Genomic DNA, 16,517 nt, shown 5'->3' with positions numbered 1-16,517 from the left:
AGAATTTTGACAAAGCCAATCCTGCAATTTCGCCTTATAATGATGCCATACACCATATCCATTCAAGCTTAGGGAGGCCAATATGATCTCGTATGCAGGTATTGCCAATCCGTTCGGTACAGGGACATATAGTGTAGAGATGAACTCGAAATTGCTGCGTAGATACAGGTACATCCATGAGCAATTGTTCTTTTGTGCAGCAGGACAGCTCCCGGCGAGAGAGAATTGGCATTTGAAGGCTGCGCTAGGCAAGCATCTATATGAGGATGCAGAAGCGGCAGGTTCCCTACGTCGAAGAATTCAGGAACTAAGAACCTCCCCTATGCTATTGCAAAAACAGCCGAACGTCACACTTGCTTTGCTCTTTGAAGAGTTGATTCATGCGCGAAGCGATCTGGAGCTGCTAGTCGGTGTGTACAGGGTAGTGAAACCGGCTTTGCTGAAAGCGGTTACGCAACATATGACGGATACGCAGCAGCTCGTCGATTATCCGACGGTTCGCTTGCTCAAGGCACTTTCCTCCGATTTACGTGAACAGATCGCTTGGGGTGAAGGCATGATTGAGACGTTGCAGCAAGAAGGGGAGTCCTTGGAGCTAGCGGCGGAATTCGAAAACAGAATCACAGGATATTTGGATGCAGCTGGGGGTATTAGCGGCGAACAGGGCACTTCCACACATGTCCCTGCCCGATGGCGGTCCGGCAAAGTTTATGAGATGCCGAAACAAGCCATTCGTGATGTTAAGAAGATGGGAACACCTACTATGGGACGTACGGCCGTGCCGAACTTGCCTGAGGATCCATTGAAAATTCGACTAATCGGAATGATGAAGGCCAGACAAGAGGAAATGTCCGCGGTGGAGAATCTGGCGAGCGTCATTTATGACCAGAAGCTTATGCCATGGGAGTTTTACGAGGATTTGGCGCGGCATCTGTGGGATGAAGTGCGGCACGCGTTGTTCGGTCAAGCGGCGCTCGAGGCAGAGGGCATTGATTGGATGTCGTTGCGTCAGTACGTGGGCGGCTATGATCCACTCATCGAGAAGCTTCCGGCACAGCGATATGCGCTCTTAAGTATTGGTTTTGAGGAAAAGGCGATGCGGCGCCCTGGCAAAATTGCGGAGTACGAGTTCTGTCGTGACGAAGCCAAGCACCCATTGATGGAGCGATTCCAAGATTACGACTGGGCAGACGAAGTGACGCATGCCGCGTTCGGTCGCAAGTGGACGCCAGAATTGTTCGGTGAGGATCTGGATTATGTAAGACAGGTTGCGGATGTAGAGTTGGCAGAGCGGGAGAAATTGTTCCAAGCATGGGCGAAACAGCAAGAGACTGGCACTCAATAACTTAATGAAAGAAGGATGACAATGAGCAACCAACAAACCCAAACTTATGATTTTCAGAGACAGATCGAAACGTATGATTCCGCAGATGTCGTTGTCATTGGTGGAGGCCCAGCTGGAACAGCGGCTGCCATAAGCGCGGCGAGACTAGGAAAGAAAGTCACTTTGCTGGAAAAATCGGGCCAATTAGGCGGTATGGGGACGCTCGGAAACGTCAGTATATTTATGCCGATTGGTAACGTAACGGGTATTTACCGGGAGATGATTGCCGAAGCACTGGCCGACCATTTGCCGAAAGATCACGATGTGTCGATCGCACCGCAATATTCGCCTTTCATACTGAGACAATACTTAAATGAGAAAATGAAGAAGGAAGGCGTACAGGTCATTTATCATGCGGAGTTTATCGGCACAGTGAAGGAAGACAGAAGCGTGAAGGCTGTCATCGTATCGACGCGTGAGGGATTAAAAGCTTTCGAAGGCAAGCAGTTCATCGACTGTACGGGAGATGCAAGAGCTGCGCTAGATGCGGGTGTACCTTACACGTCGGGACGAGATGAAGATGGCATGACTCAACCCATGACATTGATGTTTATGATGCAAAATACAGGCAAGTCAGTAGTGCAAATTTTGCCTGAAGGCTGCTATCGATATGATGAAATATCGGATCTACCTCAAGGGCGCCGCTTATATTGGGAACGAAACAATGACGGTACACTGCTGGTGAATATGACGCGTGTCAAAGGCAATGGGGCGAAAATTGAGGATGTCAATTACGCGGAAACAGAGGCATTGAGACAGGTGTTTTCCGTCGTCAATTACTTACAGCGCAACGGATTTGAAACCTACGCGCTCTCGCATATCGCGAATCAAGTTGGCGTCCGGGAAACCAACCAGATTCAAGGTCTGTACACACTTACGGAACAAGACGTTGTGAGCGGTACACGTTTTGCGGATGTAGTCGCACAGACTAACTATGAGATCGATATCCATAGTCCCGATGGACAAAAAACGACGGATGAGCGGAAGATCGATGGCTATGACATTCCCTACCGATGCATGGTGACAGAGCAACTGGATAACCTGCTGGTAGCGGGACGGTCGATTTCAGCCACGCATGTAGCGATGTCCTCCATGCGGGTACAGGCAACTTGCTACGCACTAGGGCAAGCGGCTGGAATCGCGGCATCCATCGCCACAGACGACGCCTGCCCTGTCCAAGACGTTTCGATCGACAAGCTTCATAACGCGCTGAGCAGTCAGGATGTTGTCTTTTATAAGCAAGGGCAAGTGTCACATCACTAATACGTAATAACTGGATAACAATCAACAAACATCCATTTATTTGCATAAATATTAATTCTATAAAAGTCATAAGACAAGCCGCCTCTTCGGTCAAGAGGTCGGCTTTTTTTGCGAAACATCATAAGATTGCACCAGAAACAGAAATATTACCATCTACAAGTCCACTTTGGCGACCTATATAATTGACCTATAAGAACACGGAGGTGAGCCATTCATGAGTGTTACACTTACAGAGGCTGAACGAAAAACAGCTCACGCCAAGCCGAAGGTCAAAGGTAGCGGCCGTTGGAAGCTGGTTGTCACTAATTATGATTTATACCTTTTATTAATCCCAGGGATACTATTTTTGCTTATATTCAAATATGCGCCTATGTATGGGATTATCATCGCATTTCAAGACTTTAATATTTTCGATGGATTTATGGGAAGTAAGTTTGTAGGTCTGGATCAATTCGAGAAGCTGATCCATTCCGAAGAGTTTTATCAGGTTTTCGTGAATACCTTGCTGATCAGTGTTTACAAAATTGTGCTTCTTTTTCCGATACCGATCATCATTGCACTTTTCTTAAATGAGGTTCGGAAGGCTTTTTTCAAGAAGACGATTCAAACAATTATCTTTCTACCACATTTCTTATCATGGGTCATCATATCAGGGTTATTTATTAATATCCTGTCCCCATCAGGCGGTCTAGTGAACAATGTGATTGAGTGGTTCGGAGGGACACCGATTTCCTTCTTCCTGGACAACCAATTCTTCCGAAGCGTGGTCGTATTCACCGCAGGTTGGAAAGAATCAGGCTGGAACGCCATTATTTTTATCGCAGCTATTGCAGGTATTGAGCAGGAACAGTATGAAGCTGCATCCATTGATGGTGCAGGCCGCATTAGACAAATGCTTCACATTACGTTGCCAGGCATTGTACCAACCATCGTTTTGATCTTGATTTTACGTATGGGTTACTTGCTTGAGGCGGGTACGGAGCAAATATTAACGATGTACAATTCTGTCGTGTATCAATCAGGTGATGTGATCGGGACTTTCGTCTATCGTCAAGGGCTCGGTCAACAAGATTATAGTTTTAGTACAGCAGTCGGGTTGTTCAACTCTCTTGTTGGGTTTATCTTGATCGTGGCAGGTAATGAACTTAGCAAAAAGCTGATCAAGCGAAGCATATGGTAGGGGGGAGCAGAGCATGCATAAGAAAACACTGAGTGATTGGACTTTTGACATTTGTATTTATCTTGTTTTACTCCTGTGCGGCTTAGCTACTTTGCTGCCACTCGCGAATATTTTATCCAAAGCCATTAGTGAAGAATCAGCTGTAGTTTCCGGCAAAGTTGGTATTATCCCAGTCGGCTTCCAGTTAGATACGATGAAATATGTGGTGTCGTCCAGCCAGTTCCTCCATTCCATTGGGATATCGCTCCTAATTACGGTTGTAGGAACAGTGATTGCGATTCTGGTGACGGCTTTAACAGCTTATCCATTGTCCAAAAGGCATTTGCCTGGAATTTCTTTTATTATGGTGCTGTTCATATTCACGATGATGTTTAATGGCGGTATTATTCCGAATTACTTATTGATGAAGAAACTACATTTAATCAATAGCTTATGGTCGCTGATGCTGCCTGCACTGATTAGTGTGTTCAATATGCTTGTTATCAAAAGTTACTATGAATCATTGCCAGAGTCGCTTGAAGAGTCTGCCAAAATGGATGGCGCTCGCAATTTCACGATTCTTTGGAAAATTGTTCTACCGTTAAGTGTGCCTGTCATCGCAACGATTGCTCTTTTCTATGCGGTTTACTTCTGGAACGACTATTTTCATCCCATGCTTTACATTAATGACGCAGGTCTTAAGCCATTACAGCTCTACTTGCGAGATATTGTCATGGATGCAGATAGCTCCAGTGCTGTGAATAAGAGCGTTGACGATATGATGAACGTATCAGCGGAAGGCATTCGAGCTGCGACCGTAATCGCTTCAATCATACCGATGTTGCTTGTTTATCCGTATTTGCAAAAGCATTTTGTCAAAGGTGTACTTATTGGATCTGTAAAAGGGTAAATCTGCATTAACGCCTATGATGCGAGCATCAAGGGTTTAATGATATATTAAACAGAAGACTAGGGAGGTTTACACATGTTAAAAAATAACAAAAAAGTGATGCTAGTAGCTGTTGCAGCAAGCTTATCAGTAACATCTCTTGTCGCTTGCTCTTCCAAAAGCACGGATACAGGAAGCAGCACAACAGCCCCAGCTAGTACAACAGCCGCAGCTACTGCTTCTGCTGGACCTAAACCAGAATTGAAATCGCTTCAAGTATGGCAAAAGGATGACTACAATACGTATCCAGTTGCAAAATACTTGGAACAAGCAACAGGATATAAAGTGCAATATGATATGCTGCCACAGGACAAGCCGGCGGACAAGTTGAATATCTTGATTGCGTCTGGGGAATCTTATGATGCCATCACGACAGGCGGATCAACAGACTTCAAAGCGTTATATGCGGATTATGCCAAAAAAGGTGCTTTAACTGACTTGGGTCCGTTGATTGACAAATTTGGACCGAACATTAAAGCGGCCATTGCCCCTTCTGCTTTGGAAGCTGCCAAAATAGATGGGAAACTTTATGCGATCCCAACAACAACGCTCTCATTTGCAGGTGAAAGCTTGTACATTCGTCAAGATTGGCTTGAAAAAGTAGGAATGAAAGCGCCAACAACGACAGACGAGCTAACGGCTGTTCTTAAAGCCTTCAAAGAGAAAGATCCTGGCGGAAACGGTGACAAGAATATTCCTTTAACGGTAAAGGGTGAAGCTCCAATTATTCCTAACATTGCCGGTGCTTTTGGTGTACCGAATTTTTGGAATGATGTAAATGGTAAGCTAACGCCACGATTGCTAGACCCTGCTTACAAAGACTATGTAACGTATGTTTCAGATCTCTTTAAACAAGGCTTGCTCGACAAAGAGTTCGCAGCCAATAAAGATGCTACTGCCAAAGAAAAATTCTCAAGCGGTAAAGCAGGCATGATCATGCTTCACTGGGCGGATGTCCCTGTCGTAACAGATGCTTTGGTCAAAAATATTCCTACCGCTAAAGCTGCTTTTATTCCAACGTTAAAAGGGAAAGATGGAAAAACAGGTCTAAGTGCTTCTGCAGGCTTCGATCGTATTACTTATATTCCTAAAGCTTCCAAGCATCCGGAAGATGCGATCAAATGGATGAATGCTAAGCTTGAGAAAGATACGTTCAGAACAATGGCAATCGGTGAAGAAAATAAACATTTTACACTTAAAGATGGTGCGTATACGCCAATTCAACCGATTTTTACGGATGAGCGAAATCAAGCCAACAACTTCTTAACGGGTACAGACGATAGAATCTATCAAACGTATTGGCAAGCCCGTGTTCGTAAGGATATGCGTTTGTTCGACGCTTGGAATTTCATGAATACTCTTCAACCAGCAAATACGAGAGTTGCAGATCCGTTAGGCTTTGCTCCATTCTTACCTGAATTCTCGAAGAACTTCGCACAGCTTAACACGATGGTAAGCGACTATACGACCAAGCTTATCTTTGGTGCTGAACCGATGACGGGTATTGAAGCTTTCCAACAAAAATTCAAAACGTCAGGCGGAGACGCAAGTTACAAAGAAGTAAACGATTGGTACGCAACTGCTAAGAAATAAATAAAGCAAGTGTTTAGGTAATGAGCTAAGTAAGGATATGGAAATGTTCCTATCTCTAAAATCATCACTATGATAAAAGAGTAACATGTTATCTAATGCAAACCACTGGTAAATGTACCAGTGGTTTTTCTCTATAATTTTCGAGAGAAATCGTATGATTTTCGAGGCGTCTGAGCCTCCTGTAAGCTATAATACGTGTACGGGGGTATGCACATGTTCAAGAAGAATCTATCGTTTAAACTCATCGCCTCGTTATCCGTTTTGATTATGGTCATCTTCCTCATTTCCGGATATGCCACCTATACCGTTTATCTCAAACTTTTTACGACGGAAATTAGTAAGCAGTTCGCTAAGGCCAATGAGCAAGCAACCGCTCGTGTCGAAACACAAATTCAGAATCTATATAAAGCGACCAATTATATCGTGTTCCATCCCTACATCGAAGATATTCTTAGGCGCTCAGCCGAGCGTGCTGATGATACTTTCTACAACCGTTTGCTCGATCAGGACGAGCTGACGAAGCTGCTGAATCAGATCTCGATTGATGAACCCAAGCTTTCCAGCATGTATGTGTATAATACGAAGGGCTCCGGCTACTTCTTTGAAAATAATGCAGGTACTGTCATCCCCCTCAGTGATGCCAATTATGCAGCAGTCCTCCGCTCCTTAGAGGGATCCAACGGTGAGCTGGTGTGGCAGCCTCTGAAAATATCGAGCATCGAAAGCTCCGGCTATCGCAACGTGATCTCGGCGGCACGCTATATGAAGAACAAGAAGCAGGAACTCTACGGCAACCTGATTTTATTCTACGATCAATCCATCTTTGGCTCGATTCTCGATGAGTTGGCCAAAGGTGAGAACGCGCAGGTTATCCTGCTTGATAGTAACGATAAAGTCGTCTACACGAACGCAAAGCCAAATAGCGGTTTTAAGCTAGAGGAACTGCTGCTGGTGTCAGACTCCCAAATTGTGAAGTCGAATGGGGAGTCGATCCTCGTTAGCCGCAATAAGACGCGAGACTCCGGGATGACACTCATCAGCACCTTGTCACTGAAGTCCATCAACGAGAAGAGTCAGGTTATTTTCCAAATCGCCCTCTATTCGGGGCTCGTCAGCATTCTGCTAGCTTCATTGCTTATTTTCTTCACAGGAAAAAGATTGCTCAAACCGCTGCACACGTTAGTTACGGGGATGAAAAAGCTCCGCAGTGGCCGCTTCGATACGCGGATTCGTATCTCCACTCAAGATGAGCTGGCCTTTCTAGGCCACAGCTTTAATGAAATGGCAGCGAATATTGAGTCGCTCGTTGAGGAAGTGTATGAACGTAAATTGAATGAGCGGGAAGCCGAGCTCACTGCGCTGCAAGCGCAATTGAATCCTCATTTTCTCTATAACACCTTGGATACAATTCATATGAAGCTATATCTGGGTGAGAATGATGAACAGGCAGCTCAGTTGGTGCTTTCCTTGTCTGGGCTGCTGCGCTATGCGCTGCAGAAACCGAATGCACATACGACCGTAAAAGACGAGATCGAACACATCACGAAATACATCAATATTCAAAGTGTACGGATTGGCGGCAGACTCGAGACGTTCATTCAAGTAGACGAGGAAGCGGAGCAGCTTCCAGTGATCCGGCTCATTTTGCAGCCGCTGGTGGAGAACGCTTTCGTGCACGCTTTTGCCCAAATGTCTAAAGTCTGCATTCTGCGCATCAAGGTGTCCACCCGGCAATCCCTCTTATGTATCGAAATTAGCGATAATGGCAAAGGCATGTCGCAGGAGCAGATTGATAAAATCTTGCAGCTGCAGCATCGGAGCCTAGAGGAGCCAACCAGTGCCACTGGAGGAATTGGATTGAAAACCGTCATCAGGCGTGTCAGTCTCATGTACGGCCCCCCTTATGGATTAGTTATCCACAGCGAGCCTAATGAGGGCACGACGATGAAACTAATACTCCCCGTTCAAACCCAGATGGAAGGAAGTCGGCAGCTATGAAAGGGAAACTGTTACTTGTAGACGATGAGCATCTCATACGCAGGGGCTTGTCCAAAATGATAGAAGCAAGCCATGCCGGTTGGACTGTCATTGGCGAGGCTGAGAACGGTGTGCAAGCTTTATCTCTCATCGAAGAGCTTGAACCGGATCTGGTCATTACAGATATTCGCATGCCTGAAATGGACGGTGTTGAGCTTTGCCAGCGTATTTCTGAGTTAGGCCGCTCGGTCGATGTGATGGTACTGACGGCGCATAAGGATTTTGAGTTTGCGCAGGCAGCGCTGCGCTATGGGGCGATAGACTTCTTGTTGAAGCCCATCTCCGCACAAGAACTGGCGCCTCCGTTGGAGAAAGCTTATCGCTTATATGCGGAGCGTCAAGAGCAGGCTGAACGCAGTCAACTGGAACGGAATCGCCTGTTCGAGCATCACATTCAGTCGTGGCTGTTGGGCCTTCCGATGGATGAAGATACTGTGGCACGGTTGCAGACGACCTGCGCTAACCGAAAGCTATTGGTGTTCACCGTGGACAGTTATGCACCCCCTACGAAGGGCTATCGGCGCGAAGATGCAAGACTGCTGCAATTTGCCTTGCTGAATATGATGAAAGAATGGCTTGCTATCTCGGATATAGCTGGCAGCATTGCGAATGTGAAGCACGATGTTTTTGCTGTACTGACTGACAAATCTGACTCGCTCACCTCCTTCGAGCTTGGGCTGGTGGCGTCCACGCAAAGCCTGCTTGGCTTAACACTTCGGCCAGAAGCTTATGAGAGCATGCGATCCTTATATGGTCATTTCGCTTCCTATGAGGGGAGTAGCAAAGCGGAACTGCAGATCCCCGATCATGCTGCCCGGAGCAAAAGCATACAATCCGAAGTCATGTCCTTCATCGTACAGGGAAAAACAGAGCAGTTGCGTGAATACTTGGAGGTCCATCTGCGGCAAGTGATCGAGATGAACGTGAATGATGCCAAAATCGAGGGGCTCAGCACGGCTCTGGCAATAGCAGCGGCAAGTAAGCGGGCCTTAGAGGGAGAAGACGCTGAGGAGAAAGGGCTTGGGGAGTGGATTGAAGCGCTGCAGCCGATTCGATTATCCAGCGAAGTCGCGGAATGGCTATCCAAACAGATACAGGCCTTTATGTGGCAGTTAAACTCGTGGCTTGCCGGTAAAAATGTCAATTTACTGGATAAAGCCATCGCCTACATGGAGCGTAATTACGAGGGAGCTTGCTCCATTCATGATGTCGCCCAGCACGTGTATCTCAGTGTGAGCTACTTTAGCAACCTTTTCAAAAAAGAAACAGGCGAAAGCTACACCAACTACTTAACGAAGTTCCGCTTGGAGAAGGCCAAAATTCTACTAAGCAATACGAATATGAAAATATCCGAAATTGCCGAATCGGTCGGCTATGAGGATCCGAATTATTTCACCACGGTATTTCGTACTTGGGTACATTGCTCCCCGAGTGAATTCCGGAAGATGGGCTAGCAGGTTCGGCAGTAAGCCTAAGGCATGTAGCGAGATTCGCTGCGTGCCTTCTCTTTTCCACTCCTAATCTCCGTATAATTTTCGAGGTATTGCTTATCAGATTCAAGGTAGGTTTGAAATTTTCCTTCTATAATAAGAAGTAGAAAGGAGAGAGATGCGATGAACCCAAATTCGGAGATACATACCACAGTTTTGCCGAATCAGCTGCGCAAAGTGAAAGCCAAATCTAGGCTTCGCTGGAAGGAAAGTCTGCCGCTTGTTCTCATGTTGATTCCAGGCATATTGTTCTATGTGCTGTTTAAATATTTGCCGATGGGAGGGCTTGTCATTGCCTTCAAAGACTACAATTTCACGGAAGGTATTCTTCACAGCCCATGGGTCGGGATGAACAACTTCGAAACCTTATTTAAACAAGACCAGTCGTTGGACATTATCCGCAACACGCTCGTACTGAGTGGTTTAACGATTATTTGTGGGTTTCCCATTCCAATTGCGCTTGCCATCATGCTCAATGAAGCTCGTCGAATGTGGTTCAAACGGATCGTGCAGACCATTCTTTATATGCCTCATTTTTTCTCGTGGGTCATCGTTGGCGGATTGATCATCTCGATCTTGTCGATTGAATCAGGCATCGTAAACAATTGGATCAAGCTTTCAGGCGGAGAGCCATTTGCATTCCTGTACAATACGAAGAGTTGGATCGCTGTTTTTATCTCCTCAGGTGTGTGGAAGGAAATGGGTTTTAATGCCATCATCTACTTGGCTGCCTTAACGGCGATTGATCCCTCCCTGTACGAGTCGGCCAATATTGACGGCGCGAACAAATGGCAGCAGATTCGTCACGTGACCATTCCGGGGATTAGCACGACAATTGTCCTTCTGCTCATTTTACAATTAGGCAAGGTGATGGAGATTGGTTTCGATCATGTGTACGTGTTGCAAAATTCATTAAACGCCAGTGTCTCCGAGGTCATCTCGACCTATATGTATCGCGTGGGCCTTCAAGGCGGGCAGTTCAGCCTGACGGCAGCAATGGGCTTTTTCGAATCCGTTGTCGGCTTCGTGCTTGTCTACTCTGCGAATGCATTGGCTCGCCGCTTTGGACACGGCTTGTTTTAAACATGCCCCACAAAGTGAAGCTAAGCGCTGGAGTAAATTCCTATTACTTTGCGGGGGCCACAATGAAATAAAAGAGAGGAGAGTGAGAACTTGAGAACAACGTCCTTTGGAGACCGCCTCTTTTTCGGACTTAATTATGGCTTACTGGCGCTGATTGCCTTGACGTGCTTGCTGCCTTTGCTGCATATTGCCTCGTTATCGCTTAGTCATACGCAGGAAATTCTGTCTGGCAGAGTAACGTTCTGGCCGGTTGGCTGGAATACGGATGCCTTTACGTCGATGATTGAAGGGACACGGATGTTATCCGCCTTTAGAAATAGTGTTGTGATCACCGTCGTTGGTGTCGCGCTAAGTATGCTGGTCACCATACTGACGGCTTACCCGTTGTCGCGCAAACTATTTCCTGGCAGACGCTATGTGACCTTGGCCATGATTTTTACCATGATGTTTACCGGGGGAATGATTCCCACCTATCTCATTGTGAAAATATTCGGACTAATGAACAGTTACTGGGCACTATGGATTCCCGCTCTCGTGAATACGTACAATATGCTCGTCATGAAGACGTACTTCGAGAACATTCCAGATGAGCTGGAAGAAGCGGGTAAAATGGATGGATGCGGGCAATGGCGTCAACTGCTGCAAATCATTTTGCCATTATCTAAGCCAGTACTGGCGACAATTACGCTATTTTATGCAGTGAGCTATTGGAACTCATTTTTCAATGTGATGCTCTATATCAATGAATCCGCGAAATATAATTTGGCGGTCCTTGTGCAAAATATGATTCAAAACCAACAGCTGCTGCAGGAGATCGTGTTAACAGGTGCCCAAGTCGAAGTAGTGCCGGAATCCTTGAAGGCCGCTAGTGTCATGATTATGATGCTGCCGATGATCGTGATCTACCCTTTTCTGCAAAAGTATTTCGTGAAGGGTGTCATGCTCGGCGCTGTAAAAGGTTAGTCTCCATCAAAGCTGGATTCACCATGCTTACCAAGCTGTTCATAGATGAAAGGGGTATGTATTCATGAGAAATATGAAAGTGAAGCTTGCTTTAGCGTCAACCGCAGTTTTGGCTCTTACCGTGATCGGCTGCTCCAAAGATGATGAAAGTACCTCGACAGCATCACCGGCTGCATCGTCATCAGTGTCATCCGTACCAACCAAAGCGCCAGAGGTTCGCAAGGACATTACCGTAACCGCTTACGACACGGGGCGTGTTTCCCAAGAAGAAGGAACGAACGAGTCCAATCGCTGGACCAAATGGATCAACGAGAAAGGGCCTGAGAATGTGAAATTCACAGCGGTTTCTTTTGCCCAAATTAAAGAAAAAACGAATGTCATGTTCGCCTCTGGTTCTGCACCGGATCTCTTGATGGTATTCGATCCAACGATCAGGAACCCCTTGTACGAGCAGAAACAGCTGCTTCCTCTCGATGACTTGATTGCCAAGAGCTCTACAGAGTACAAAAAGCTGCTTGAGCAAAATCCGCTGCTCCGCAAAGCTGGCACCAAGCCAGATGGCAAGCTGTATGAAGTGGGGCATATTCAATGGGTGAATCCGCTTCGTGGCGTCATTATCCGCACAGATTGGTTGAAGAAGCTCGGTCTCGAAATGCCGAAAACAACGGACGATTTGTATAAGGTGGCTAAAGCTTTTGCTGAACAGGATCCAGATGGTAACGGTAAAAAAGATACATTTGGTATCGCCTTGGCCGGCTCGATGGAATACACGATCAATCAAATGTTCTTCGCGATTAAGCCTTGGGTTGTCAAAGAGGGCAAGCTTACTTATAGCTGGGAAAACATTAAGGTAGCGACGGATTTCAAGAAAAAGCTGTACAGTGAAGGCATTGTAGATAAGGACTTTTTCAACGATAAAAATATGGCGAAGGCCAAACAGGATTTTATTACAGGTAAAGTAGGTATCATTTCACCGAACTTTAATACACCGCAGGATATCGTGTCACAGTTTCTAGATCCGCTTCAAAAGAATGTGCCAACTGCAACGATGACGCTGATGCCGTTCCCGACAAGTCCGTTCGGACGTTTTACGCCGTCGTTGGAAAATCCGGTGCAAATGACAGGTGCCGTTGCGGCCTCAACGAAAAATGCAGACGCTGTGATGAAATATATTGATTTCATGGCGAAGGATTCCACAGCCGATGTTCTCGATAATGGGACGGAAGGCGTTCATACGAAAACAGTTGACGGTTGTGCACAAATTATTGATGCTGACAAATTTAAGAAAGAAGTTAGCGATATCACGGTTTATATGAAAATGTTGACGAATACAGGTTTACGCTTTAATAAATGTTCCACAGCAGCGGTTCAGTATAAGAGTGACCCACGAGTGCAGGATTACTACCAATTGCTGCGTGATACGTACTTAACGTTCGATCTGCCATACGCAGAATTGACGCACTCCGAGCATATGCCGCAGCTGCCGAAAGACCTGGCAACGATTGTGACGAACACAGACAAACAAGTGAATAGCATGGTAGGTGCTGGCAATGGTACGGTTTGGGCAAAATCCATCGTGGAAGGTGATAAATACTCCACTGAAGATGCGATGAAAGAAGCGATTAGCATTTGGGAAAAAGCAGACGGTAAGAAAGTCGAAGAATGGATGGCTAACTGGTACGCAACGCAGAAAGATAATGCTTTTTTAGCGAAAGATATGTATGAAATCGCAAAGCAGCAGGATCAGAAGTATAAACAAATCATGAGTGAAATCAAAAAATAATCCTTAGGGGGGCAGACGTATGAGAGCGATCTGCCCAGTAAAGGGGAACCACGATGGAAAATCAAACGCATGTAATAAGATGTACGGATGCTAAGCTCGGTCGAGTGTTTGAAGGCATTGGCGGTATTACGAGCAACGGGATGTCGAAGCTGCTCATGGATTATCCAGAGCAGCAGCGTAATGAAATTATGGACCTATTATTCAAGCCCAAGTATGGAGTTAGCTTGCAGCATTTGAAGGTGGAGCTGGGCTCCGACGTGAACACATCGGCGGGTACCGAGCCATCGCATATGCGGAGTCGAGAGGATTTTGACATTACACGAGGCTATGGACTACCTATCGCTAAGCTGGCTAAAGCAATTAACCCCGAGCTGTTGGTAGACGCGCTGCGCTGGGGGACGCCTCTCTGGATTCAGAATGATGAGGATAAGCTGGCGTATTACTTAAATTTCCTGCGCGGAGCTAGAGACGAATACGGACTCGAATTCGATTTCCTTGGCCCGGACATCAATGAGGGCGCTTTCAGTCGCGATTGGACCGTAAACACGCTAGTACCTGGCCTCAAACGGGAAGGCTTCGGCCATATCAAGCTGGTCGCTGACGACAGCGACCACGGGTGGGATATCGCCGATCATGCGGCCGAGGATCCGGAGTTGTTCGAGGCGGTGCACGCGTATGGCGTTCACTATCGGCAAGACAGCACGGAGACAGCGAAGCTGAGCGGGAAATCACTGTGGCTGAGCGAGGACCTCGCACCATTCCGCCACACCTTTAGCCGAGGTGGGCTGCATATCGGCAAGCGCATCATCGACATGTATGTCGATGGCAAGATGGTGAAATACGAGCTGCATCCTTTATTGGAAGCAGAGTACGAGAACACACCATTCAATTACAAAGGCATTTTAGTTGCGACTTGGCCTTGGTCTGGTCATTACCGTATTGATCCTGGTTTCTGGGTGATCGCACATTTCACGCAGTTCATGCAGCCAGGCTGGGTCTATCTGGATGATGCGTGCGGACAATCGGAGACTGGCGGGTTTGTGACGTTAGAGGATCCCAACACGAAGAATATCTCCATTGTCGTACTCAACAATGGACCAGAGACATGCAGCTACCAATTCGACACAGGAAATACGGATCGGAAGCTGTATATCTGGAAGACAACCGAGCATTCTCACTTTCAGCTGGCTGCTACACATCTGGAATCGGAGGGCCCTTATCAATTCACAGCCGAGCCCTATGCGATCTATACGATCACAACGACAACGGGGCAGCGCAAAGGTGACGAGGAGCTCCGTATTACAGCGGAAACCATATTTCCACTTCCGTATAGCGACGACTTCACAGACGGCCGCCCAAGCGGCAATCCGAAGTATATGTCCGATCAAGGCGGCGCGTTTGAATTCGAAACAAACGCAAACGGTGACTTGATCCTCCGCCAGCAAGTAACGGAAGAGCAAATCCCGATCGACTGGACGTATCGCAGAACACCGGAACCCTATACGCTCTTCGGCAGCCTGGAATGGACCAACTATCGTTTGTCGGTAGAGGTCCAGCTGGACCAGCAGGCAGGTTACATCGGCTTAGGCGGCCGTATCAGCTATACATCCAAAAGCAATGAGCCGCCGGAGGGCTACTGGCTGCGGATGGAACATACGGGGCGGTATGAGCTGATGAAAGGGAAATACCCCCTTTTGCAGGGAGATACGACCGCCTTGGACCCGAACACTTGGTACACCTTGGTGATGGCGTTTGAGGGCAAAACAATTAAAGCACATTGGAATGGTGTGCAATTGTTTGCGCATACCGATAGCGAGATGTCGAGTGGTCATGCGGCACTATTGAGCAGCTACCATCGTCATGCCTTCCGGAGCCTACGAATCGAGCCTATCACGGAATCTACCCCAGTTCACTGTATCCGCTACCTCGATACCCATGCTGCACTTCACTACTCTGGTGGCTGGGAGCGAGCCGATGGAGATTGGAACGTCTATGCACGGACATTGGCTAAATCAGGCGCAGCTGGAGCAGAGTTATCGTTCCGTTTTAAGGGGGAAGCCGCAAGCATTGTTGGAAAGAAATGTGCCGACGGTGGATTCTTCGATATTTACCTAAATGGAGCTTATCAAGGTACGGTCGATACATACCGGCCGCAAACCGGATTCCGCAAATCGCTATATACCGTGATCGGCCTAGATCCTCATATAGAGACGGATATTCGATTAGTTGTCAGAGGGATGATGCATCCAGAATCAGCAGATACACATGTGTATATTAATGCGGTGGAGGTTGTTGCAGGACAGTTGCTTACTTAAAATGATGCGAGTAAATATGAACCTAAAGACCGTCAGGATGATTCTCCTGACGGTTTTTATCGTGTGATCAATAAAGGGTAGGAATAGGAGGACAGACTACGGTATCGATAAACCGTGAATCTATGCCATAATACAACCAAAATGATCCAGTCCATCTAAAACCTGATGTTCCGAAGGACTCTACACGAATCGGGTAAAACCAGAAACTGTCACCATTTTTTAGCCATACATAGGTGTACTGATTCACACAATCGATCATATACGAACCAGAAGCTTTTGAAGGAGTATATACTGGCGGAGGAGGCAGTTGTTGTAAACTCATCGTTTCATTCCACTCCTTTAAAAGTAGGTACTTATCATGTATGATTCATAATATGTAGGTAAGTGACCAGTTGTTTGTGCAGATGCCTACCTATTCTCCTTCGCTTTTCCCTCCCCCCATGACAAGTCGCAAATTTGTGCTATAGTAGAAGTAGTGATTTATGAAAACGCTTTATA

At 46.6% G+C, this 16,517-nt stretch carries 11 protein-coding genes; all 11 read left to right on the top strand.

The features are described 5' to 3' along the window. Positions 1 to 82 precede the first annotated feature (82 nt). The 11 genes from L6I86_RS22160 to L6I86_RS22110 all read left to right on the top strand — a co-directional run bounded on the left by L6I86_RS22160 (position 83) and on the right by L6I86_RS22110 (position 16,019). Positions 83 to 1,345, top strand: coding sequence for a hypothetical protein (locus tag L6I86_RS22160; protein ID WP_236290589.1), 1,263 nt, complete (start codon positions 83 to 85; stop codon positions 1,343 to 1,345). Positions 1,346 to 1,366: 21 nt separating this feature from the next. Then, the gene (locus L6I86_RS22155) at positions 1,367 to 2,647 is read left to right on the top strand and encodes an FAD-dependent oxidoreductase (protein ID WP_236290587.1); all 1,281 of its coding nucleotides are present in this window, start codon (positions 1,367 to 1,369) and stop codon (positions 2,645 to 2,647) included. Positions 2,648 to 2,861: 214 nt separating this feature from the next. Beyond that, positions 2,862 to 3,827 carry an ABC transporter permease gene (locus L6I86_RS22150; RefSeq protein WP_236290586.1) on the top strand — a complete coding sequence of 322 codons (966 nt, stop codon included), beginning with the start codon at positions 2,862 to 2,864 and terminating at the stop codon, positions 3,825 to 3,827. Between the two features lie 13 nt (positions 3,828 to 3,840). Further along, on the top strand, positions 3,841 to 4,716 hold the full coding sequence (locus L6I86_RS22145; RefSeq protein WP_056623537.1) for a carbohydrate ABC transporter permease: 876 nt from the start codon (positions 3,841 to 3,843) through the stop codon (positions 4,714 to 4,716). A gap of 75 nt (positions 4,717 to 4,791) precedes the next feature. Then, positions 4,792 to 6,348, top strand: coding sequence for an extracellular solute-binding protein (locus L6I86_RS22140; protein ID WP_056623539.1), 1,557 nt, complete (start codon positions 4,792 to 4,794; stop codon positions 6,346 to 6,348). Between the two features lie 213 nt (positions 6,349 to 6,561). Continuing rightward, positions 6,562 to 8,346 carry a cache domain-containing sensor histidine kinase gene (locus L6I86_RS22135; protein WP_236290584.1) on the top strand — a complete coding sequence of 595 codons (1,785 nt, stop codon included), beginning with the start codon at positions 6,562 to 6,564 and terminating at the stop codon, positions 8,344 to 8,346. Next, positions 8,343 to 9,839: a response regulator transcription factor gene (locus tag L6I86_RS22130; protein ID WP_236290582.1), complete on the top strand. Its 1,497-nt coding sequence runs from the start codon at positions 8,343 to 8,345 to the stop codon at positions 9,837 to 9,839. The genes L6I86_RS22135 and L6I86_RS22130 overlap by 4 nt, the downstream gene beginning before the upstream one ends. A gap of 159 nt (positions 9,840 to 9,998) precedes the next feature. Next, positions 9,999 to 10,958, top strand: coding sequence for an ABC transporter permease (locus L6I86_RS22125; RefSeq protein WP_236290580.1), 960 nt, complete (start codon positions 9,999 to 10,001; stop codon positions 10,956 to 10,958). A gap of 90 nt (positions 10,959 to 11,048) precedes the next feature. Next, a complete protein-coding gene (locus tag L6I86_RS22120; protein ID WP_236290578.1) occupies positions 11,049 to 11,921 on the top strand; it encodes a carbohydrate ABC transporter permease in 873 nt (290 codons plus the stop codon). Positions 11,922 to 11,985: 64 nt separating this feature from the next. Beyond that, positions 11,986 to 13,704, top strand: a complete 1,719-nt coding sequence (locus L6I86_RS22115; RefSeq protein WP_236290576.1) for an extracellular solute-binding protein — start codon at positions 11,986 to 11,988, stop codon at positions 13,702 to 13,704. 53 nt (positions 13,705 to 13,757) lie between these two features. Then, the gene (locus tag L6I86_RS22110; RefSeq protein WP_236290575.1) at positions 13,758 to 16,019 is read left to right on the top strand and encodes a glycoside hydrolase family 30 protein; all 2,262 of its coding nucleotides are present in this window, start codon (positions 13,758 to 13,760) and stop codon (positions 16,017 to 16,019) included. The last annotated feature ends 498 nt before the right edge of the window (positions 16,020 to 16,517 follow it).

The organism is Paenibacillus allorhizoplanae (genome assembly GCF_927798215.1).
Taxonomy (GTDB): domain Bacteria; phylum Bacillota; class Bacilli; order Paenibacillales; family NBRC-103111; genus Paenibacillus_E; species Paenibacillus_E allorhizoplanae.
The sequence above is the reverse complement of the archived record's forward strand: the minus strand, read 5'-3'. Positions and strand labels throughout refer to the sequence as shown.

What these genes read in the sequence shown, in the direction of transcription:
- L6I86_RS22125 (WP_236290580.1), top strand. Translation starts at nt 9,999, where the DNA reads ATGAACCCAAATTCGGAGATACATACCACAGTTTTGCCGAATCAGCTG.
- L6I86_RS22115 (WP_236290576.1), top strand. Translation starts at nt 11,986, where the DNA reads ATGAGAAATATGAAAGTGAAGCTTGCTTTAGCGTCAACCGCAGTTTTG.
- L6I86_RS22145 (WP_056623537.1), top strand. Translation starts at nt 3,841, where the DNA reads ATGCATAAGAAAACACTGAGTGATTGGACTTTTGACATTTGTATTTAT.
- L6I86_RS22140 (WP_056623539.1), top strand. Translation starts at nt 4,792, where the DNA reads ATGTTAAAAAATAACAAAAAAGTGATGCTAGTAGCTGTTGCAGCAAGC.
- L6I86_RS22160 (WP_236290589.1), top strand. Translation starts at nt 83, where the DNA reads ATGATCTCGTATGCAGGTATTGCCAATCCGTTCGGTACAGGGACATAT.
- L6I86_RS22135 (WP_236290584.1), top strand. Translation starts at nt 6,562, where the DNA reads ATGTTCAAGAAGAATCTATCGTTTAAACTCATCGCCTCGTTATCCGTT.
- L6I86_RS22155 (WP_236290587.1), top strand. Translation starts at nt 1,367, where the DNA reads ATGAGCAACCAACAAACCCAAACTTATGATTTTCAGAGACAGATCGAA.
- L6I86_RS22110 (WP_236290575.1), top strand. Translation starts at nt 13,758, where the DNA reads ATGGAAAATCAAACGCATGTAATAAGATGTACGGATGCTAAGCTCGGT.
- L6I86_RS22150 (WP_236290586.1), top strand. Translation starts at nt 2,862, where the DNA reads ATGAGTGTTACACTTACAGAGGCTGAACGAAAAACAGCTCACGCCAAG.
- L6I86_RS22130 (WP_236290582.1), top strand. Translation starts at nt 8,343, where the DNA reads ATGAAAGGGAAACTGTTACTTGTAGACGATGAGCATCTCATACGCAGG.